Genomic DNA, 21,540 nt, shown 5'->3' with positions numbered 1-21,540 from the left:
TCGGGCACATTCGTTTCAAACGTTCAGTAAAAAATGATTGAATTCAATTTCGATATCTTTTAAGATGAAATTCGTTGTTTTTTTATTAAAAAGGAGGCGATTCGCGTTGAATATCAAAATGAAACAGCCATCAGTGAAATTAATGATTTTTGTTTTAATGATTTGCACGTTTTCCATCGGGTATACGGAATATGCTGTCATGGGTATTTTGACGTCGATTGCCGATGACTTTCATATACATGTGTCCTCAGCGGGCATGCTTGTTACGGCGTACGCGGCAAGCGTCTGCCTGACGGGTCCGATCGTAACCATTATCGCGGTTAAGCTCCCGAGAAAGCTGGTGCTGCTCGGTTTGATGGGCATCTTCGTCCTTGCCAACCTGATGAGCGTCTTTGCGCCAAATTTTGCCGTGCTGGCGATTTCCAGAATTTTATCCGCATCCATTCACGGAGCCTTTTTTGCGATTGCTATGGTGTTTGCAAGTGAAATGGTGCCGCCTGAAAAACGTTCCGCTGCCGCTGCCTCGATGAATGGAGGATTAACCGTGGCGCTGATGCTCGGCGTTCCGTTCGGCTCTTATTTAGGGGATGCCCTTAATTGGCGTGCCGTCTTTTTCATTATTTCTGTTTTAGGCCTGATCGGACTGATCGGCCTGATGCTGGTCGTACCGAATCAAAAACCGAAAGTGATTCCGATGCTGATGAATGAATGGAGTGTCTTTAAGCATAAGCAAGTCATTTTTTCCTTTGCGATCACCATTCTCGGCTACTCAGGCGTTTTTATCGCTTACACGTTTATCGAGCCGATTTTAAGAGATTCAGCGGGATTCGGCACGGTCGGCATCACAGGCGCGTTATTTGCCTACGGTCTCGGCGGAGTGGCGGGGAATTTCTTCGCAGGGAAAGTGCCGCTCAAACTGCTGACACGCACAATGATCGGCGTGATGATCGGCTTGATCGGCGTCATGGCGATTTTCCCTTATATCGCTGTTTTTCCCGCCGCAGCCGTTTCGGCGACGTTTTTATTCGGTGCATGTGCGTTCGGCACGCCGCCGCTTTTACAGACAAAGGTTATATCTTCCTCTGAAAACGGCACGACGATCGCCGCCGCGGTGAGCGTTTCCGCCTTTAACCTGGCAAACGCGCTCGGCGCCTGGATCGGCGGTTTGATTCTCGGCGGAACGGGATCGTACTCATGGCTGTTTGCCGGCGGTGCGCTGATGACCGCTCTCGGCCTTGTGCTGTCCACGTTCGCTCATCTGTCTGAGAAGAAGGACGTTTATGAATACCAAATGCATAAAGGATAACAAAAAGCTTGCAGCGGATATTCCGTCCGCAAGCTTTTTCAGTTTTCATCACGGTGAGCCGTCCGCGAGAGTAACGGGCAGCGGTTTTTCACTGACATATTACGGACTCAAGAGGATTTTTTCGGATGCAAAAAAGAGACCGGATCATTCCCGGTCTCTTTACGGTCTGTTTATCGTCTGCCTGAAGCTCTCATGCGCTCTTGCGGGTGCGAATTAATTGAACCGTCCGCCCGTTTAGAAGCGTAGTCATCTTTTGCCCGCGGTTCGCCTTCAAACTTATTATTGTTCTGATTAGGAAATCCTTTTGCTTTGTTCCGGACCATTTGTTTTCCCCCTCGGCCAATATCAAAAGGTTGCGCCTTCTGGACTGAAGACGTAAAGTTAGTATATGCCTGTGACAAGCTGCGTAAAAGCAGCAGGTTTTCCCAAGGAAAGGAGACAGAGACATGAATACATATATCGACAAACTGACGAATTTGCTGCTTGAGAAAAATGATATGCTCAGCTATTTGCAAGCGCGTACTTGGGTGGAGCTTTTATGGGGAGATTTCGAAGCGACTTACGCAAAAGCCGGCCGCCCGTATCAAGGAGAGCAAATGACAGAACGCGTCGTCAAGGAATGGATTGAATCGTACGGCAGCAAGCTTCATATGTTCCAAAGCATGCGGGAAGACGTTTCTCATTATTTGGATCAAAGCAGGGGACTCCTGCATTAACATAATTAGTGCGTTCCGCCGGAATCTTCCGGCGGTTTTTTCTTTTTATAAAAGAAATAGGAAAATCATGTTTGATGACCCGCAAAGTGTGGAATTGTGTAATAACTTAATAAAATAGCGGGGAGGAACCACAATGAACATGAAAAAAGGGTTAACCGCAATTATTCCGGCCGCAGGACTTTGCTTATTTTTAGCCGCAGGCACTGTTTTTTTTGATCCGGCAGCGAATGCCGCAGCAGTTCAGCAGACAAAACTAGACACCGCAGCAGATACATATATCGTGAAAGCAGGAGAACTTAACGTCCGTAAAGAACCAAATAAACAAGGGCGGATTGTCGGCACGCTCCGTTCAGAAGATGCCGTAAAGGTTAAACAGTTTGAAGGGGCAGATTGGGCCGAGATTAACTACAAAGGCCAGAAAGCCTATATCTCCACTCATTTTCTGATGAAGCAGCCGATGAAGGCAGTGACCGCGAAACAAACCGCTTTTTATACGCCGACTTTGGAAACCGGCAAAAAAAGCTCCGTGAAAGCGGGGGAAACCGTCAATGTGCTCGGCTGGGGATTCAGCCATGACGGAGGATTTGACCGTAAATGGGCGTACGTCACATACGGCGGGAAAGCAGGTTATGTGAAGACGGCCGACTTAGTTCAAAAATAAAGATTCAGGCAGGCGGATGAGCCTGCTTTTTTTCTGAAACTTTCCGCCTTTCCTTTCGTATGAAATGAAAAGGAGAGTGACGGATATGGTAATGGTAATCGGCGGCCTTCTGATGGCTGCAGCCGGCATTTTAGTCACACTTTTCCCGCCGAAGTCAATTAACAGCCTGTACGGATATCGGACAAAACGCTCTATGGCGGATGAATCCCAGTGGAGAGAAGGCAACCGTTTCAGTGCGATCCTCATGATTCTGTTCGGCCTTCTGACGGCTGCGGCCGGATTTGCGGGCAGCCTGCTCATTCCGCTCACTCAGCCGTACAGCCTGATCGTCCAGGCCGTATGTTTGATCGCGATCAGCGCGCTGATCATAGCCTTAACAGAAAGAAGATTAAAACAAAAGGGGAGGAGAACCGATTGAATGACATCACTTTTCACATGATCGAAACAAACGGAGTGACGCTGCACACGGCTTCAGCGGGTCCGAAAGACGGCCCTTTGGCGGTGCTGCTGCACGGGTTTCCGGAATTTTGGCACGGCTGGAAGAGCCAGATCAAACCGCTTGCGGATGCCGGATACCATGTTGTCGTGCCCGATCAGCGCGGCTATAATCTCAGTGATAAACCGGAGGGCATTGAAAACTATACCATTGATAAACTCAGGGATGACATTATCGGGCTGATCACTCACTTTACAGATGACAAGGCTGTCGTCATCGGTCACGATTGGGGAGGAGCCGTAGCCTGGCACTTGGCATCCACGCGGCCGCAATACGTTGAAAAATTGATCACGGTCAATATCCCGCATCCGGCGGTTATGCGGAAGGTCACACCGTTCTACCCGCCGCAATGGAAGAAAAGCTCTTATATCGCATTCTTTCAGCTACCGGAAAAACCTGAGCGGAGATTATCTGAAGACAATTACCGCGTATTGGATCACGCCATCGGCTTATCCGAACGCCCGGAGCTTTTTTCACGGGAAGATGTCGACAGCTACAAAGAAGCGTGGGGCAGAAAAGGAGCCCTCACGGCTATGCTGAACTGGTACCGGGCGATCAGATGCGGCGGTTTAGGCCCTGCCGTTCCGCTTAAAATGCCTGTTCCGTACCGATTAATATGGGGCGTCAATGACCGCGCGCTGAGCAAAAAGCTCGCTTCGGAAACAAAACGGATGATTCCAAACGGCGACTTAATCTTCATAGACGATGCCTCGCATTGGGTCATTCACGAAAAACCGCGCATCGTCAGCCATTTGATTCATGAATACCTTCAGCAATAAAGTCTGTCCCGCGTACAGACTTTTTCTTTTTTTTCTCATATCTGCCGAAAAACATGACAAAATAAAAATATATAACCATATGCAGAAAAATTTTTCTTTCCCTGTAACGAAAAAAGGGTTTAAACGACTTTAAAAAAAGGAAAAGCCTTACTGAAGTTTTGCGGACTATTCCACTAAGGCCGTATTAAAAAAAGAATAATACAAAGAAGGTGCCTGCATGAAACAAAGGTTAATCTCAATTATTATTCCGTCTTACAATGAAGGAAACAACGTCAAGCTCATCCATGAATCTTTAAAAAAAGAGTTTCAATCGATTCATTATGACTATGAAATTTTCTACATTAATGACGGAAGCGCGGATGACACCCTTCAGCAGATTAAGGAACTGGCCGCCAGAAACCATCGCGTCAAATACATATCTTTTTCCCGCAACTTCGGGAAAGAAGCGGCCATTTTGGCGGGGTTTGAACACGTGCAGGGCGAAGCGGTAATCGTGATGGACGCCGATCTGCAGCACCCGACGCATCTGCTGAAAGACTTCATTCAAGGCTATGAAGAAGGGTATGACCAAGTCATTGCGCAGCGCAACCGAAAAGGGGACAGCCCCGTGCGTTCCGTGCTTTCTTCCCTGTATTATAAATTTATTAACAAAGCCGTCGAAGTGGATTTGCGTGACGGAGTCGGCGATTTCCGCCTGCTGAGCCGGCAGGCCGTTGATGCCCTTTTGAAGCTGAGTGAAGGGAACCGCTTCTCAAAAGGGCTGTTCTGCTGGATCGGGTTTGACCAGAAAATCGTATTTTATGAAAATGTCGAAAGGAAGAACGGCACGTCCAAATGGTCATTCAGCAATCTGTTCAACTACGGAATGGACGGTGTCGTCTCCTTTAACAACAAACCGCTGAGGGTTTGCTTTTTCACCGGTATTCTGATATTGCTTCTGTCGATGGTTTATATTGTAACGACCTTTATTCATATTCTGACAAACGGCGTGTCCGTTCCCGGATACTTCACCATTATTTCCGCCGTGCTGTTTTTAGGAGGCATCCAGCTTTTGAGTCTCGGCATCATCGGCGAGTACATCGGCCGGATTTACTATGAAACGAAAAAACGCCCGCACTATTTAATTAAAGAAGCGAATATTACGTACGGAGAACAAAATGAAACGAATTATACAAAAAAGCGCAAGTGGAACCATTAAACAGCCGCCGCTATGCGCAGGGTCTGGAGACGTTGTATGAAAAAAAATAAATGGATCTTGCCGGCAGCCTGTGTGCTGGCCGCGGCAGCCGCTCATATTTTTTTCTTGAAGGAGTGGTCAGAAGGCCGCTATATGACGGGGTCTGGAGACGGGATCGCCCAAATGGCGGTCTTCAAAAAGCTGTTGTTTGACCAATATATGAACGGCCGGCTGTTTTACAGCTATTCGTTCGGAATGGGCGGGGGAGTGTACAGTCAGCTCGGCTATTATTTCTCTACTTCTTTTCTCTTTCTGTTTATCTCCGCCGCTGTCCGCATCCTGCAGCTTATGCAGCTGTCGGGTGACGCGGATGCGCTGTTTTGGGCCCAGGCCTCCGTTTTTATCAGCATCGCCAAGCAGAGTTTCGTCATATTCACGGCAGCCTGTGTGTTCCGTTATTTCGTCAAACGGACGGTGCCTGCTTTTGTCGGCGCCGTGTTGTACGGGGCCTCGATTATCTACTTCCGGCATGAGGTGTATTGGGACTTTTTCACTGACAGTATGGTGTGGCTGCCGCTGCTCGTGCTCGGCGCGGAAAAAATCATCACAGAAAAAAAGCCGGCATGGTTTATCTTCGCCTGTGCGCTGACATTGATTAACAACTTTTATTTTGCGTATATTAATCTGATTTTCATCGGCATTTACATCTTATTCAGATGGATCATTCATCTTGAAGACAATGAAGCCAAAAAGCTCACTCAATGCAGAATGTTTATTCTGTCAGGCCTGCTCGGCTTCGGCATAAGCGCAGTCTCCTTTATCCCTGTCGTATACGGATATCTTCATAATCTGCGGCCGCCGTATTCAGGGCAGATTGCTTGGCTTGATTTTTCCGACAACATTTTATTTTCAAGCCGGATAATCATTCTGCCGGCGGTTTTTTTGCTTTTTCTATTTACATTTTCCTTATACAAAAACCGGCTGTTCCGGCTGTTTGCGGGAATCAGTCTGCTGTACATTCTGTTTCACTTCAGTCCGTTTGCGGCAAGTGCCTTTAACGGTTTTTCAGCTCCGCAAAACAGGTTTGAATACGTCCTGTGCTTCACGATTGCCGGAACGGTCGCAGCAGGGCTTTCTAAGCTTTCAGACATCAGCATGAAGAGTATGCTGATATCCGCCGTACTCGCCGTTCTGCTCTATTGGAGCCAGGTGAGGCGGTTCAGCCTGGATATTTCTGATCAGGCCAACCTGCCTGTCCTGCTCCTTCTGGGGCTGACCATTGCCGCTTTCCTTGCAGCAAAGACAAGACTGAAAGGCGCGGTGCCCGCCGTCTATGCCGTCATTCTCTTGACGGCGGTGCTGACGGCTAATACATATGAAAAATATGCGTTATCAGAAGGCGGGAAGATTTATACGGTATCGCATACCTTTATGACGGGTCCTGACTATAAGGGCAAAGAACAAACAGAGCTTATTCAGCGTCTGAAAGAAAAAAACCCGGACCCCTTTGCCCGTTTAGATTGGATGAACGGAGTATTCAATAATACCCCGATCATTTACGGGTTCAACGGATTCAGCGTATACTCAAGCATCCTGAACCGCAATCTGCTGTCCTTTTACTGGAACGACCTCCAGATTGATATGGGCAGGGAAAGCGTCAGCCGCTATGCAACATTAGGAAACAGGGCTAATTTATACAGCCTGCTTTACGGAAAATATTATATGACGGAAAAAACAAACGAGGCCGGCGTCCCTTACGGATTCAAAAAAATCATGGAGTCATCCCGCTATGCGGTTTATCAAAATCAATATGTGCTCCCGTTCGTCCGGACAGCCGATCGTGTATATAACGAGGGCGACCTGAAAAAAGCGCCCGCCCTTGCCAGGGAGCGGGCGATGCTTGATGGGATTATCACGGAATCGAGCACAGTAAAAACGAAAAAAGCGCCAGAAGCGAAAAATATGATCCGTCAGGCAAAGGTAACGGCCGACCATGCGGGTTATCAAGACGGCGTCCTGACGGTAAACGAAGACGGCGGCGGCCTGATCATTACACCGCACGGCGCTGAGGCTGGCGGCGGAGATTATTATGTCAGCTTTTATTTATTGAACAAAGCGAAGGACCAGGGATTTACATTAAAAGTGAACGATTACACGACAACGAGAAAATCGAATCAATCCATTTATAAAACAGGTGTAAATGATCTCACCGTCAGAGTGCCAAAAACAAAAAATATTCAAATCCGGCTGCCGAAAGGAACGTATCAGCTCGACAGACTGGCGCTTTACGAAGAACGGTACGGAACACTAAAAAATGCATACCGAAAAGCGGAAAAAGAACCGCCGGCCGATCTCAGCTGGCGCGGAAATACGCTTCATATCTCGTATGAAAACAAAACCGGCGCGCCGTATATCATGCTTCCGATTCCATATGAAAAGAGCTGGGAGCTGAAGATAAACGGCAGACAAGAACAGGTTGAAAAAGCGGATTATTCCTTTATCGGATTTAAAGCGCAAAAAGGAAAAAATGATATTCGATTAACGTATTACCCGCCGTTTTTTAAACCGTCTGCTGCTCTATCGGTGATCAGCCTCGTGTTTGCCGCCATATATGTGAGAAGACAAAAAAAGCCCGGCTCTTAAACAGAGCCGAGCTTTAATTTTTTCTGCAGTTTTTCCTCGCTGAAAATCCAGCCCGTGTAAGAAGAAAGAGGCTCTAAATCATGACTGAGGTGAACGATGGCGACAAAGGGGTAGTGCCCTTTGCTTCGATAGCGCAAATCAATAAAGCGCACCTCATAATGATCTTTAAAGGTATCGACCTCCCACCTGTAAACGGGCGAGAACGATAGAAAAGCTGCAATATTTTCATCCTGTTTCGCGGCCTTCATCACATCGGTTTCCGGTACGGGCACGCGGTTGAATGTATCCAATATCACCACATGGCCGTCAAGGCTTCTGCCGACATAAAACGCGTGCGCCGTCGTTACGGCGATTCGCCACTGCCTGAATTTCATCGTCGGCGAAATAATGATGGTTTCAATTTCTTCTTCAATCATCTCACGCAGCCGCCGCTTAATCCGCAGCTGCATCAAAAACCGTACGGCGTAATATCCCGCGAGGATGATATACAGCGTCAAAAATGTCACGCCCGGATGGCCTCCGATATACCACACGGCAATCGCGGCCAAATGGCTGATGAAAATAAACGGGTCAAAGGTATTGATGAGACCGAGAGCGACCCATTTTTTCGAAAACGGGCGGAGGGCCTGCGTTCCGTACGCGTTAAAAATGTCGACAAACACATGCAAAACGACAGCCAAAAGCGTCCACAGCCACAAGTGCAGAAAGTTCGCTTCCGGGTAAAACATAAACAGAATGCCCGGAATCAGAATGGACCAAAATAAAACGGCGGGAATGGAGTGCGTGAACCCTCTATGATTTCGAATATAAACGGCATTATTTTTCAGCTTCAATATGGTATCAATATCAGGTGCCTGAGAGCCGGCAAGAGCGGCGATCATAACTGCCTGAGACATGGGGGTATGCATGCCGACGGCAGGATCGAGAGTTGCGATTCCGCCAAGCGCGATGCCCATGACAACGTGAGTGCCAGTATCCATTGGTGACCTCCTAGCAGGCGTTATACATCAGTCGCCCGCATATTTCGCATTATAAGATATTCCCCATTTTCTGTTTGCCCAATCATGGCGTTTATCCGCCGTTCTCATATGTTTCCGCTTTTTCTTTATCACTATTTAATGTAACATATTATCGTAACGTGCCCTTAGTTTACACCAAAATACAGTGTCAAGAAAAGCGGGACCCGAAACATCTGAGGAGAAGATATGAACGCACTTGAAGAAAAATTGAAACAAAAAGATATAGACGCATTTCGTGAGGACTTAGTTACATGGTTCGAAAGAGAACAGAGAATTCTGCCGTGGAGAGAAAATCAGGACCCGTATCGGGTGTGGGTGTCAGAGGTCATGCTGCAGCAGACGCGCGTAGATACCGTCATCCCTTATTTTCAACGGTTTCTTGAGCAATTTCCGACCGTCTCGGCGCTCGCTGAAGCCGATGAGGAAAAAGTGCTCAAAGCCTGGGAAGGGTTAGGCTATTACTCCCGTGTGAGAAATCTGCAAAGCGCCGTAAAAGAAGTGCACGAGCGGTATGGGGGAGTTGTTCCTGACGGGGAAAAGGAATTCGGCGGACTGAAAGGTGTCGGCCCTTATACAAAAGGCGCCGTGCTCAGCATCGCATACAACAAGCCGATTCCGGCCGTAGACGGCAATGTGATGCGTGTCATGTCGAGAATTCTTTCCATATGGGACGATATCGCAAAACCGAAAACGAGAACCATTTTCGAACAGGCGGTATCCGCATTCATTTCTCATGAAAAACCTTCTGAATTCAATCAGGGTTTAATGGAGCTCGGCGCGATCATCTGCACCCCGAAATCGCCGTCCTGTCTGCTGTGCCCCGTGCAAAAGCACTGTTCGGCATTTGCGGAAGGGACAGAGCGGGAGCTGCCCGTCAAAAGCAAAAAGAAAAAACCCGGGGTGAAAACAATGGCAGCCGTTGTGCTGACAGACGACCAGGACAATGTCTATATTCATAAACGGCCGCCAAAAGGATTGCTCGCCAATCTGTGGGAGTTTCCGAACACCGAAACCCAAAAAGGAATCAAAACCGAAAGAGAGCAGCTTGAAGCCTTTTTAGAAAAAGAGATGGGAACAACCGCTAAAATCGGGGAGCTGGAAGGCATCGTTGAGCATGTTTTTACTCATCTCGTCTGGAATATTTCGGTCTTTTTCGGTAAAGTAAAACAAGTGTCGGATACATCAGAATTAATACGGGTCACAAAAGAGGAACTCGGGGAATATGCTTTTCCCGTTTCCCATCAAAAGATTTGGAAAATGGCGGACGAGAGCGGCCGCCGGTAAAAAGCGTCAGTCATAGCTGACGCGCGTGCCGTGGCTGTAATCCGCCTCATTCCGTTTCAGTCCGCCGCGGGCTTTGATTTCCTGAATCAGTTCCCGGTATTTGGACTGGCCTTCCTCGTTTAAATACGGCATAATTTGCTGGAAGGCATGGTGGAAATAGGCGAGCTCTGAATCTTTCCAATCTTGTTTGGGCATCATAGCCAATTCGCCCATATCACGTCCGACATACATATAAAAAGACCCCTTTCAACAATTATTGCTTTTATTGTTTGTTGAATGAAAAGAACTATACGCAGCAAGGAGCTGAGGAAAAATGGAACAAAATAAATGCGCACTGGTCACAGGAAGCAGCCGAGGCGTCGGAAAAGCGGCAGCCATCAGACTCGCGGAAAAAGGCTACAACATCGTTATCAATTACGCCCGCAGTAAAAAAGCGGCACTAGAAACAGCCGAAGAAATTGAGAAACTCGGCGTTAAAACGCTCGTCATTAAAGCCAATGTCGGCCAGCCGGCAAAAATTAAAGACATGTTCCGCCAGATCGACGAAACATTCGGCAGACTGGACGTATTCGTCAATAACGCGGCTTCAGGCGTGCTGAGACCGGTCATGGAACTCGAAGAAACACATTGGGACTGGACGATGAATATCAACGCGAAAGCATTGCTTTTCTGCGCTCAGGAAGCGGCAAAGCTGATGGAGAAAAACGGAGGCGGCCACATCGTCAGCATCAGCTCGCTCGGCAGCATCCGCTATCTTGAGAACTATACGACGGTCGGTGTCTCAAAAGCTGCTTTAGAAGCGTTAACCCGTTACCTGGCGGTTGAGCTTTCTCCGAAAAACATCATCGTAAACGCGGTTTCCGGCGGAGCGATTGATACGGACGCGCTGAAGCATTTCCCTAACAGAGACGAATTGCTTGAAGATGCCCGCCAAAATACGCCGGCCGGACGAATGGTCGAAATTAAAGATATGATCGATACGGTGGAGTTTTTAGTTTCTTCAAAAGCGGACATGATCCGCGGCCAGACCATCATTATCGACGGCGGACGCTCTCTGCTCGTATAAGTTTTTAAAAAACATGAATAGCCTTAACACCTCCTGCACATTCTAAAGTGCGTGGAGGTGATAACAATGGCAAACTCAAAATACAGCAAAACAGACGTTCAGCAGGTGAAAAAACAAAACCAGCAATCAGCTTCCGGTCAAGGTCAATACGGCACTGAATTCGGCAGTGAAACTGATGCACAGCAGGTAAGAAAGCAAAACCAATCTGCTGAACAAAACAAACAGCAAAACAGCTAATCACTGAAACAAAAAAGCACTTCATCTTCGGGTGGAAGTGCTTTTTTCTTTTATCCAAACGACAAAACTTGTGATTCCTCTACAGAATGAGTCAAAGGGTTTTCCTGCAGAAAATCGAAATGGTAAGGAGTATCAACCTAAAAGCCTAAGGAGGAACCCGATGTCAGAGTTTGAAAAGCTTGTAAGTGAACAGATGAAGATCATGGATCAGCTTCTCGAGCTGCAGTCAGAACTCGACCGCTGCCGGCAGGTGGAGGCGGAACTCATCAGTCTGGAGAGAGATGCGAAGCTGGACAATGTACAGGACGAAATTGCGACAAAGCGAAAAGATCTGGCCGGCATACAGGAGTTATTCCAAAGGCAGACAGAGCAAGTCATCCAGTCTTATCGCAGCACGGAAAAGCCGTCTTCCTATGTGCAGAAATGAATGTGCCATTCCGGAAGCGGAGTGGTTCTTTTATTTTCATTTTTTAATTCGTAACGGTATAATAGTGAAAAGACTTGTCGGAAAGCAATTGCGGCTGCATTGACTGCAGGGCTTTACAGAAAGTAGGGGAGAAATATGGGATATCCCAAGGAAGGAGAAACCATTCAAATTCACAGCTATAAGCATAACGGGCTGCTTCATCGAATTTGGAATGAAACGACGATTTTAAAAAGTACGGAATTGTGTATCATCGGAGCTAACGACCGGACAATGGTGACCGAATCCGACGGACGGACGTGGGTGACGAGAGAACCGGCGATCTGCTACTTTCATGCCCGTCAGTGGTTTAACGTTATTGGAATGCTGAGAGATGACGGGGTTCACTATTATTGCAACATCAGCTCGCCGTTCGCTTATGACGGGGAGGCCATCAAATATATTGATTACGATTTGGATGTCAAGGTGTTTCCGGATATGACGTATAACATTCTTGACGAAGATGAATACGATGATCACCGCAAATCAATGAATTACCCTAAAGAGATCGACAGCATTCTGAAGGAGTATCTGAATACGCTGCTGCACTGGATTCATCAGCGGAAAGGACCGTTTGCTCCGGAATTTGTTGATATGTGGTATGAACGGTATCTGCGCTATACAAAATAAAGAATATAATAAAAACCTGTTGGGGTGTCAACAGGTTTTTCACATGGGCTCACACGCCTTAAAGAGAGAGGGGGATAAAGTGTGGGCGTAATCAGACGCTATATGCAATTTGTAAAACCTTATAAAAAACAAATCTTTATCACAGTGTGTATCGGTATTATAAAGTTCTCCATCCCGCTGGCTCTCCCGCTTCTGTTAAAATACGTAGTCGACGACATTATTCAAGGGAGCGGCACGGCAAGCGCTAAAACGTCATCACTATTCACGATTATGGGCATCATGTTCGTGCTGTTTTTAGTGCTGCGTCCGCCGGTAGAATATTATCGGCAATATTTCGCGCAATGGACGGGCAGCCGGGTGCTCTACGATATCAGAGGAGTATTGTTTGACCATATTCAAAAATTGAGCCTGCGGTTTTATGCCAATACGAGGACGGGCGAAGTCATTTCCCGGGTGATAAATGATGTCGAACAGACAAAAGACTTTGTCATAACGGGACTGATGAATATCTGGCTTGATATGATGACGGTGCTGATCGTCATCTGTATTATGTTCACACTCGATATCAAGCTGACACTGATATCTGTCATTTTATTTCCGTTATACGGAATTTCAGTGAAATACTTTTACGGCCGTCTCCGAAAACTGACACGCGAGCGTTCTCAGGCTCTCGCTCAGGTGCAGGGCCATTTGCACGAAAGAGTTCAAGGGATGCCCGTTATCAGAAGCTTCGCCATTGAGAATTATGAACAAGCCAATTTTGATGAGAAAAATGGACATTTTCTGGACAAAGCGATCCGTCATACGAATTGGAACGCCAAAACATTTGCGGTCGTAAACACCATTACGGATTTAGCGCCGCTGCTCGTTATCGCGTTTGCGGGCTATTTTGTCATAAACGGCCCGCTGACAGTAGGAACAATGGTTGCATTCGTCGGTTACATTGACAGAATGTACAATCCGGTCAGAAGATTGATCAACTCATCGACGACGCTGACCCAGTCGATTGCTTCAATGGACCGCATATTTGAATTTATCGACGAGCCGTATGAATTGACTGATAAACCGAATGCCGTCAAAGCTGACGGCATTAAAGGCGAGGTTGAATTCCGAAATGTCTCGTTCTCCTATGAAGAAGGGAAAGAAAAGATCTTGCGGGACGTTTCCTTAAAGGTGACAAAAGGGGAGACCGTTGCGCTTGTCGGGATGAGCGGCGGCGGAAAATCGACGCTTGTCAGCCTCATACCGCGTTTTTATGATGTGTCCGGCGGCAGCCTGCTGATTGACGGCACAGATATTCGCGATTATGAAGCGAGAAGCCTCCGCAATCAAGTCGGAATGGTGCTTCAGGATACATTTCTGTTCAGTGAGACGATTCGTGAAAATATCGCCATCGGTAAACCGGGAGCGTCTCTGGATGAGGTGGTTGCGGCTGCGAAAGCGGCAAATGCCCATGAATTTATTATGGGTTTCCCCGAAGGCTATGAGACCAAAGTAGGCGAGCGGGGCGTCAAATTGTCAGGCGGGCAGAAGCAGCGGATTTCGATCGCCCGTGTATTCTTAAAAAATCCGCCGCTGCTGATTTTGGATGAAGCGACATCGGCTCTTGATCTTGAAAGTGAACACTACATTCAGGAAGCGATGGACAAGCTTGCGAAAAACCGGACGACATTTATCGTCGCCCACAGGCTGTCCACGATTACGCATGCGGATAAAATTGTCGTCATGGAAAACGGCTCCGTCATTGAAACCGGCACGCACGAAGAATTAATGGCGCGGGACGGCCAGTACAGACATTTATTTACGATCCAGAATTTAAATTGACTGAAAAACTTATGCCGACCGAATGGGCGGCATAAGTTTTTTTATACAAAAAACCCGGTTCTTCTTAGCACCGGGTTACTCATCATCGTCTGTTTCTAATTCGCTGTCTTTCGGGTGGTATGTCTGAAAACTCGTAATCAGTGTATCAAGATGTTCCAGCTGCTCGCGGTATTCCGCAACCGCAGCCATAATGCTGAGCATATTGTAATCAAGCAGTTCATCCTCACAGTTCTGCTGATTTTTCAAGAAAGACTTCGTCAAAAGCTGTTTATATCTTATGCTTTCTTCAGCATCGTCATCATGCGGCTTAATCTTGCCGACAGTCCGCATCAAAATTCTTTCGTGCCAATGAAGCAGATAATCAATTTCTTCTGTCAGCGTCTCCTGAAATTCCTCCGGCATATGATAAATCTCGTTTTCATAGCGATGCAGCTTTTTCAGCGTATCAAGCGCCCGGTTCGCCGTAATAATGGCCTGTCTGAATAAAACAAGCTTGCGCGACTTTACATACGTCGTCTTCTTAAAGTAGCTTCTCTCTTCTTTATAAAGGAGATACGTATGGTCAAGCTTCATCATCTTTTCCTTCAGCTTCTCAATATCCTCTTTCAATATCGAGTGCTCCGTCGACTGGCGCATGGTCAGTCGGATCCATTTCATGATCTCATCGGTATATTCAACCGTATGATGAGTCAGTTTCGTTTCGTATTTCGGCGGAAGAAACACAAGGTTCACAATAAAGGAAGACAGCACGCCTAAAATAACGGTGCTTGTTCGAATCAGAGCGAACGTCAGGAAGCTGTTTCCCGGTGTTTCCAAAATCGCGATAACCGTAACGAGCGCAATCGAAATGGTGTGTTCAATTTTCAGTTTTAACATAATCGTAATGACAATGACTGCGGTCAATCCGATCATAATCGGACTCGGTCCGAAAATCAGTCCGAATACTGTAGCGATGACAGCGCCGATGATATTTGCCTGCACCTGATCAATAATGATAAGAAAAGACCTGTAAATAGAGGGCTGTATGGCAAATATAGCTGCAATCCCGGCAAAGATCGGCGACGGAAGTCCGATCCATGATGCTAAGTAGAGGGCGAGCGTAATCGCAATCCCTGTTTTAAAAATGCGGGCACCAAGTTTCATTGGTTTGTGCGTGCATTCCTTTCTCTAATAAATTATGTGCCGAACGAACGGCTGACACTTACATTTCCCTGTCGGTTTATTTGCTAAACAATAAAGTAATATACAGGGATCATACCAATTATTCAAGGTCTTTTTTTGAAAAAACCATTATCTCACAAATCGGACAAAAAGAAAAAGCGGAAGCCCCGGGCTCCCGCTTGTTTCAGCAGTTATTTTTTCATATGTCTGAACGCATCTTCAACCGCTTTTAAAGTGGCGTCGATATCTTCTTCAGTATGTGCGGTTGTGATAAACCAAGCTTCATACTTCGACGGGGCGAGATTGATCCCGCGTTCTAGCATCAGCTTGAAGAACTTGGCAAATGCTTCTCCGTCCGTATTTTCCGCCTGCTCATAATTGACGATTTTTTCATCACTGAAGTAAACCGTAAGCGCGCCTTTTAAACGGTTGACGGTAATGGTAATGCCATGTGTCTCCGCATGGGCGAGAATGCCTTGCTCAAGTCTGGCGCCGAGCTGATCAAGCCGCTCATAAACGCCTTCTTCCTTCAGCACTTCCAGACAGGCGATACCGGATAAGATGGATGCGGGATTTCCGGCCATCGTGCCGGCTTGATATGCCGGACCGAGCGGAGCGACCTGCTCCATGATCTCTTTTTTGCCTCCGTAAGCGCCGATCGGCAACCCGCCTCCGATGATTTTTCCGAGCGCCGTTAAATCAGGCTTTACTTGGAGAAGATCCTGCGCGCCTCCGTACATAAAACGGAACGCCGTGATCACTTCATCATAAATGACGAGCGCGCCCGCTTTGTGGGTCAATTCATTGACCTGTTCCAAAAAGCCTTCTTTAGGTTCAACGATGCCGAAATTGCCGACAATCGGCTCGACAAGAACCGCTGCAATTTCTGAACCCCATTTGTCCAATGCGGCCTTGTAGCTGTCAATGTCATTGAAAGGAACGGTAATCACCTCTTTGGCGATGCTTTTCGGCACACCGGCGGAATCGGGGGTGCCGAGCGTAGACGGACCTGAACCCGCAGCGACGAGCACGAGATCAGAATGGCCGTGATAGCAGCCGGCGAATTTAATGATTTTTGTCCGGCCTGTATAAGCGCGTGCAACCCGGATCGTTGTCATCACAGCTTCAGTACCCGAGTTTACGAACCGCACTTTATCAAGTGAAGGAATGGCCTCCTTCAGCATTTTGGCGAAAGTGACCTCATGCTTAGTCGGCGTTCCGTACAGTACGCCGTTTTCAGCGGCTTTTTTAATCGCTTCTGTAATATGCGGGTGGGCATGTCCGGTAATAATCGGACCGTAAGCCGCTAAATAATCAATATACTGATTCCCGTCTACATCCCAGAAATAAGCGCCGTTTGCTTTTTCCATCGCAACTGGTGAACCGCCGCCTACCGCTTTATAGGATCTGGACGGGCTGTTCACGCCTCCCACGATATGCTCTAACGCTTCTTTATGAAGTTCAACTGATTTTGTATACAAAAAATGACCCTCCTAATATCTCCTTACATCATATTCTATTGTAGCATGCTTCAATGTGAGCACAACGGTTCTTGCTTCCAGAAAAGAGCGGGGGATAACGGTTGTAATCTTAACGCGAATTGGATACGCTTAATAAAAAACCCGGAGGTATAAGAAATGACGATTGAAATCGGACAAGCAGCACCGGATATGAAATTAGTGAACGACAGCGGAGAAAAAGTATCATTAACGGATTTTAGAGGAAAGTACGTCGTGCTCTATTTTTATCCGAAAGACATGACACCCGGATGCACGACGGAAGCATGCGATTTCCGTGATCAGCACGAAAGTTTCGCGGGACTTGATGCGGTTATCATCGGAGTAAGCCCTGACAGCCGTGACAAACATGAAAAATTCAAGCAGAAACACGATCTTCCTTTCCAGCTCCTCGTCGATGATGAGCACAAACTGGCGGAAGCTTTTGATGTGTGGAAGCTGAAGAAGAATTTTGGGAAAGAATATATGGGAATCGAACGCTCCACCTTTCTGTTAGACAAAGAAGGCCGTCTCGTGAAGGAATGGAGAAAGGTAAAAGTAAAAGATCATGTTGCGGAAGCGCTTCGCGAATTGGAACAAATTGCGTCTAATTAATGGACAAATGCTGAACTCACGGGGTTTTCGTCAGATTGCATTTGACAGGAGACCGGAAAAAGATGTACACTAATTATAAACATTATAAAGTAAGAATCTTTTTTAGAAGAGAGGTGCATGACGGATGGCTGCACATGAATTAAAAGAAGCCTTAGACACGTTGAAGGATACGGGAGTCCGGATTACTCCTCAACGTCATGCCATTCTGGAATATCTCGTGGACTCTATGGCTCATCCGACAGCGGACGATATATATAAAGCCTTGGAAGGGAAATTCCCTAATATGAGTGTTGCGACAGTTTATAACAATTTGCGTGTATTCCGGGAAGCGGGGCTTGTAAAGGAGCTTACGTACGGAGATGCGTCCAGCAGATTTGACTTTGTCACCTCTGACCATTATCACGCCATTTGTGAAAACTGCGGAAAAATCGTGGACTTCCATTATCCTGGCCTTGACGAAGTGGAACAGCTTGCGGCTCACGTAACGGGGTTTAAGGTAAGCCACCATCGTTTGGAGATTTACGGCGTCTGCCAAGAATGCTCCAAAAAAGAAAACCATTAAACGAAGCTGACCGCTTTGATACGGTCAGCTTTGTTTATTTCACACTGTTTTTTCTATTATAAGACTCATCGAACGCTTTGCCTTCCAAACCTTTATCCAATGTAAGCGGCTCTCTGCAATGCATGCACATATCTACTCTGCCCAGAATTTTCGTTTCTTTCTCGCAGGCGGGGCACATCACCCGGACCGCTTTTGTGGACAGCATGCCGATCCAAAAATAAACGGCGGTGCTGAGCCCGATCGACAGCAGGCCGAGAATCATAAACAAGCTGGCAAGCAAAACAGACTGCTTAAAGAACAGCCCGATGTACATAATGATAAACCCAACGAAAACCAAACTTAACGCAAACGTTCTGATCTTATTAATTTTGCTTGAGTATTTCGCCATGTCCATCCCCCTCTGGTTTAACTATAGCACAAATCAGATGGCATATTCTTCATGTTTTCGTAAGAAAAGGGAAGAATAGATATGGCAGCTGAAAGGAAATTTGTTATAATAGTTCAATGTGTTTAGAAAAAAGGACTTTCATGTTTTATCATAGAAATGTAGAAACAAAAGCTTGTGAAACAATCGCATTGGAGGAATCGTAATGGACAATCTTCTCCGTCCAATTTACCAAGAAAGAGCAAGTCATCCCGATACGCTGGCCGTCCTTATGATTGAGAGAAGGAGCAAAGCATCATCCATCACAGATAACTTTGATGCGGTCATGCTTGTCATTGTCAAACAGGCTGAAGAGCCTCTTTTTATAAAGCATTATGAATTCGAACACAAAACCGCTTCCTTACATATTGTAACGGATGCCCTGCTCCAGGAATGGATTCTGCTGGGGACAAATAGAAGAGTTATAGATTGGATCATAAACGGCAAGGTGCTGTTTGACCGCAATGAATATATATCTGAACTCAATGACCGGCTCAGCACTTTTCCTTTCGCCGAGCGGAAATTAAAGATCGGAATGGAATACGGCAAGCTGATCAGAAGGTTTGTAGAAGGAAAAGCGTTTTTTGAAGCTGATCATTTTCTGGATGCATATTATGCGGTCGTGCATGCTCTTCACCACTTGGCCCGCATAGAAGTGATTGACCGGGGGTTCTATCCTGAAACGACTGTCTGGAATCAGGTCCGCCATATTGAGCCGCAGGTATATAAGTTATATTCCGAACTTGTTGAGAGTCACGAAAGTTTGGAGAAAAGGCTCGAATTATTATTCTTAGCAAATGATTTTCTCATCCATTCAAAAGCTGAAATCGGTTCGGCGCATCTTTTTCAAGTTATGAGTGAAAAAGAAATGTGGCAGTTTGGAGAATTGCTCCAGCATCCTGAGCTGGCGCCTTTCACCCAAGATCTCGGTGTCATGCTTGATTACCTGACGGAAAAAGGTTTTATTGAAGTATCTCAAATAGAGACAAAAGGGCAGGAAGTATATCATCGAGGATATTCTTTCAAAAAAAGTGTTGACGCTGAATTATAGGCGTGTTATATTTTTAAACGTCGCTGATGCGCTTCGACAAAAAGCACACAGCGGCGGAGAAATAAAAACAAAAAAACATTTGACAGCAACTCGCTGAAATGTTATACTGAGAAAGTCGCCTCAAGATGAGGTTGAAGATGATCTTTGAAAACTAAACAAGACAAAACGTACCTGTTAATTCAAAGTTTTAAATAAATCGCACAGTGATGTGCGTAGTCAGTCAAACTAAGGTCTGCATGATGCGGATCACACAGACGTTACTGCAGGATGCAGTGAACTTAGTCTGTGATCCATTTATCGGAGAGTTTGATCCTGGCTCAGGACGAACGCTGGCGGCGTGCCTAATACATGCAAGTCGAGCGGACAGATGGGAGCTTGCTCCCTGATGTTAGCGGCGGACGGGTGAGTAACACGTGGGTAACCTGCCTGTAAGACTGGGATAACTCCGGGAAACCGGGGCTAATACCGGATGGTTGTTTGAACCGCATGGTTCAGACATAAAAGGTGGCTTCGGCTACCACTTACAGATGGACCCGCGGCGCATTAGCTAGTTGGTGAGGTAACGGCTCACCAAGGCGACGATGCGTAGCCGACCTGAGAGGGTGATCGGCCACACTGGGACTGAGACACGGCCCAGACTCCTACGGGAGGCAGCAGTAGGGAATCTTCCGCAATGGACGAAAGTCTGACGGAGCAACGCCGCGTGAGTGATGAAGGTTTTCGGATCGTAAAGCTCTGTTGTTAGGGAAGAACAAGTGCCGTTCAAATAGGGCGGCGCCTTGACGGTACCTAACCAGAAAGCCACGGCTAACTACGTGCCAGCAGCCGCGGTAATACGTAGGTGGCAAGCGTTGTCCGGAATTATTGGGCGTAAAGGGCTCGCAGGCGGTTTCTTAAGTCTGATGTGAAAGCCCCCGGCTCAACCGGGGAGGGTCATTGGAAACTGGGGAACTTGAGTGCAGAAGAGGAGAGTGGAATTCCACGTGTAGCGGTGAAATGCGTAGAGATGTGGAGGAACACCAGTGGCGAAGGCGACTCTCTGGTCTGTAACTGACGCTGAGGAGCGAAAGCGTGGGGAGCGAACAGGATTAGATACCCTGGTAGTCCACGCCGTAAACGATGAGTGCTAAGTGTTAGGGGGTTTCCGCCCCTTAGTGCTGCAGCTAACGCATTAAGCACTCCGCCTGGGGAGTACGGTCGCAAGACTGAAACTCAAAGGAATTGACGGGGGCCCGCACAAGCGGTGGAGCATGTGGTTTAATTCGAAGCAACGCGAAGAACCTTACCAGGTCTTGACATCCTCTGACAATCCTAGAGATAGGACGTCCCCTTCGGGGGCAGAGTGACAGGTGGTGCATGGTTGTCGTCAGCTCGTGTCGTGAGATGTTGGGTTAAGTCCCGCAACGAGCGCAACCCTTGATCTTAGTTGCCAGCATTCAGTTGGGCACTCTAAGGTGACTGCCGGTGACAAACCGGAGGAAGGTGGGGATGACGTCAAATCATCATGCCCCTTATGACCTGGGCTACACACGTGCTACAATGGACAGAACAAAGGGCAGCGAAACCGCGAGGTTAAGCCAATCCCACAAATCTGTTCTCAGTTCGGATCGCAGTCTGCAACTCGACTGCGTGAAGCTGGAATCGCTAGTAATCGCGGATCAGCATGCCGCGGTGAATACGTTCCCGGGCCTTGTACACACCGCCCGTCACACCACGAGAGTTTGTAACACCCGAAGTCGGTGAGGTAACCTTTATGGAGCCAGCCGCCGAAGGTGGGACAGATGATTGGGGTGAAGTCGTAACAAGGTAGCCGTATCGGAAGGTGCGGCTGGATCACCTCCTTTCTAAGGATTTTAACGGAATATAAGACCTTGGGTCTTATAAACAGAACGTTCCCTGTCTTGTTTAGTTTTGAAGGATCATTCGATTC

The 21,540-nt window shown here is 47.1% G+C and carries 21 protein-coding genes, 1 rRNA gene and 1 pseudogene; 17 read left to right on the top strand and 6 right to left on the bottom strand.

Annotated elements, in window-relative coordinates; translation table 11 throughout:
- The first annotated feature begins 112 nt into the window (after positions 1 to 112).
- Positions 113 to 1,306 carry an MFS transporter gene (locus ACXN9U_RS10370; protein WP_101605618.1) on the top strand — a complete coding sequence of 398 codons (1,194 nt, stop codon included), beginning with the start codon at positions 113 to 115 and terminating at the stop codon, positions 1,304 to 1,306.
- Between the two features lie 170 nt (positions 1,307 to 1,476).
- Here ACXN9U_RS10370 and ACXN9U_RS10365 read toward each other — a convergent pair whose 3' ends face one another.
- Positions 1,477 to 1,629: a small, acid-soluble spore protein K gene (locus tag ACXN9U_RS10365; RefSeq protein WP_003155495.1), complete on the bottom strand. Its 153-nt coding sequence runs from the start codon at positions 1,627 to 1,629 to the stop codon at positions 1,477 to 1,479.
- Between the two features lie 123 nt (positions 1,630 to 1,752).
- On the opposite strand from ACXN9U_RS10365, the gene ACXN9U_RS10360 reads away from it, so the two are divergent.
- The 6 genes from ACXN9U_RS10360 to ACXN9U_RS10335 all read left to right on the top strand — a co-directional run bounded on the left by ACXN9U_RS10360 (position 1,753) and on the right by ACXN9U_RS10335 (position 7,778).
- Positions 1,753 to 2,022, top strand: a complete 270-nt coding sequence (locus tag ACXN9U_RS10360; RefSeq protein WP_016936717.1) for a YfhJ family protein — start codon at positions 1,753 to 1,755, stop codon at positions 2,020 to 2,022.
- 133 nt (positions 2,023 to 2,155) lie between these two features.
- Positions 2,156 to 2,683 (top strand): SH3 domain-containing protein, encoded by a 528-nt coding sequence (locus ACXN9U_RS10355; protein ID WP_489201598.1) that lies wholly within the window; start codon positions 2,156 to 2,158, stop codon positions 2,681 to 2,683.
- Between the two features lie 85 nt (positions 2,684 to 2,768).
- Positions 2,769 to 3,101, top strand: coding sequence for an SdpI family protein (locus tag ACXN9U_RS10350; RefSeq protein ID WP_489201597.1), 333 nt, complete (start codon positions 2,769 to 2,771; stop codon positions 3,099 to 3,101).
- On the top strand, positions 3,098 to 3,958 hold the full coding sequence (locus tag ACXN9U_RS10345) for an alpha/beta fold hydrolase (RefSeq protein ID WP_489201596.1): 861 nt from the start codon (positions 3,098 to 3,100) through the stop codon (positions 3,956 to 3,958). Before ACXN9U_RS10350 ends, ACXN9U_RS10345 begins: the two co-directional genes overlap by 4 nt.
- Before the next feature lie 217 nt (positions 3,959 to 4,175).
- Positions 4,176 to 5,156: a glycosyltransferase family 2 protein gene (locus ACXN9U_RS10340; RefSeq protein ID WP_060963290.1), complete on the top strand. Its 981-nt coding sequence runs from the start codon at positions 4,176 to 4,178 to the stop codon at positions 5,154 to 5,156.
- Between the two features lie 36 nt (positions 5,157 to 5,192).
- Positions 5,193 to 7,778, top strand: a complete 2,586-nt coding sequence (locus ACXN9U_RS10335; RefSeq protein WP_489201595.1) for a YfhO family protein — start codon at positions 5,193 to 5,195, stop codon at positions 7,776 to 7,778.
- Here ACXN9U_RS10335 and ACXN9U_RS10330 read toward each other — a convergent pair.
- A complete protein-coding gene (locus ACXN9U_RS10330; protein ID WP_016936711.1) occupies positions 7,775 to 8,758 on the bottom strand; it encodes a metal-dependent hydrolase in 984 nt (327 codons plus the stop codon). The genes ACXN9U_RS10335 and ACXN9U_RS10330 overlap by 4 nt on opposite strands.
- A gap of 225 nt (positions 8,759 to 8,983) precedes the next feature.
- Between ACXN9U_RS10330 and mutY the strand changes: the two genes are divergently transcribed.
- Positions 8,984 to 10,081: an A/G-specific adenine glycosylase gene (gene mutY / locus ACXN9U_RS10325; protein WP_489201594.1), complete on the top strand. Its 1,098-nt coding sequence runs from the start codon at positions 8,984 to 8,986 to the stop codon at positions 10,079 to 10,081.
- A 6-nt stretch (positions 10,082 to 10,087) separates the two neighbouring features.
- Here mutY and ACXN9U_RS10320 read toward each other — a convergent pair whose 3' ends face one another.
- On the bottom strand, positions 10,088 to 10,312 hold the full coding sequence (locus tag ACXN9U_RS10320; protein ID WP_489201593.1) for a hypothetical protein: 225 nt from the start codon (positions 10,310 to 10,312) through the stop codon (positions 10,088 to 10,090).
- An 82-nt stretch (positions 10,313 to 10,394) separates the two neighbouring features.
- Here ACXN9U_RS10320 and fabL point away from each other — a divergent pair, with 82 nt between their 5' ends.
- The 5 genes and pseudogenes from fabL to ACXN9U_RS10295 all read left to right on the top strand — a co-directional run bounded on the left by fabL (position 10,395) and on the right by ACXN9U_RS10295 (position 14,301).
- Complete coding sequence (gene fabL / locus ACXN9U_RS10315) at positions 10,395 to 11,147, top strand: enoyl-[acyl-carrier-protein] reductase FabL (protein ID WP_101605569.1); 753 nt, start codon at positions 10,395 to 10,397, stop codon at positions 11,145 to 11,147.
- 84 nt (positions 11,148 to 11,231) lie between these two features.
- Positions 11,232 to 11,384, top strand: a pseudogene (locus tag ACXN9U_RS10310) (gamma-type small acid-soluble spore protein); the annotation flags it as partial.
- 160 nt (positions 11,385 to 11,544) lie between these two features.
- On the top strand, positions 11,545 to 11,811 hold the full coding sequence (locus ACXN9U_RS10305) for a YgaB family protein (RefSeq protein ID WP_003155476.1): 267 nt from the start codon (positions 11,545 to 11,547) through the stop codon (positions 11,809 to 11,811).
- Between the two features lie 135 nt (positions 11,812 to 11,946).
- Entirely contained in the window at positions 11,947 to 12,477 is a 531-nt protein-coding gene (ntdP, locus tag ACXN9U_RS10300; protein WP_003155475.1) for a nucleoside tri-diphosphate phosphatase, read from the top strand.
- Between the two features lie 81 nt (positions 12,478 to 12,558).
- Positions 12,559 to 14,301, top strand: coding sequence for an ABC transporter ATP-binding protein (locus ACXN9U_RS10295; RefSeq protein WP_049628142.1), 1,743 nt, complete (start codon positions 12,559 to 12,561; stop codon positions 14,299 to 14,301).
- Positions 14,302 to 14,376: 75 nt separating this feature from the next.
- On the opposite strand, the gene ACXN9U_RS10290 is transcribed toward ACXN9U_RS10295, so the two are convergent.
- A complete protein-coding gene (locus ACXN9U_RS10290; protein WP_016936706.1) occupies positions 14,377 to 15,444 on the bottom strand; it encodes an aromatic acid exporter family protein in 1,068 nt (355 codons plus the stop codon).
- A gap of 209 nt (positions 15,445 to 15,653) precedes the next feature.
- Positions 15,654 to 16,943 carry a glutamate-1-semialdehyde 2,1-aminomutase gene (locus ACXN9U_RS10285; protein WP_016936705.1) on the bottom strand — a complete coding sequence of 430 codons (1,290 nt, stop codon included), beginning with the start codon at positions 16,941 to 16,943 and terminating at the stop codon, positions 15,654 to 15,656.
- Positions 16,944 to 17,099: 156 nt separating this feature from the next.
- On the opposite strand from ACXN9U_RS10285, the gene bcp reads away from it, so the two are divergent.
- Together bcp and perR are read left to right on the top strand one after the other, a co-directional pair.
- Entirely contained in the window at positions 17,100 to 17,573 is a 474-nt protein-coding gene (gene bcp / locus ACXN9U_RS10280; protein ID WP_060963248.1) for a thioredoxin-dependent thiol peroxidase, read from the top strand.
- A 124-nt stretch (positions 17,574 to 17,697) separates the two neighbouring features.
- Complete coding sequence (perR, locus tag ACXN9U_RS10275) at positions 17,698 to 18,135, top strand: peroxide-responsive transcriptional repressor PerR (protein ID WP_013351502.1); 438 nt, start codon at positions 17,698 to 17,700, stop codon at positions 18,133 to 18,135.
- Positions 18,136 to 18,169: 34 nt separating this feature from the next.
- Here perR and ACXN9U_RS10270 read toward each other — a convergent pair whose 3' ends face one another.
- Entirely contained in the window at positions 18,170 to 18,523 is a 354-nt protein-coding gene (locus ACXN9U_RS10270) for a YgzB family protein (RefSeq protein ID WP_007408568.1), read from the bottom strand.
- A gap of 202 nt (positions 18,524 to 18,725) precedes the next feature.
- Here ACXN9U_RS10270 and ACXN9U_RS10265 point away from each other — a divergent pair, with 202 nt between their 5' ends.
- A complete protein-coding gene (locus ACXN9U_RS10265; protein ID WP_016936703.1) occupies positions 18,726 to 19,610 on the top strand; it encodes a nucleotidyltransferase-like protein in 885 nt (294 codons plus the stop codon).
- Positions 19,611 to 19,904: 294 nt separating this feature from the next.
- Positions 19,905 to 21,454, top strand: a 16S ribosomal RNA gene (locus ACXN9U_RS10260).
- Positions 21,455 to 21,540: the final 86 nt, after the last annotated feature.

Source organism: Bacillus sp. BACIII, assembly GCF_057836745.1.
The sequence above is the reverse complement of the archived record's forward strand: the minus strand, read 5'-3'. Positions and strand labels throughout refer to the sequence as shown.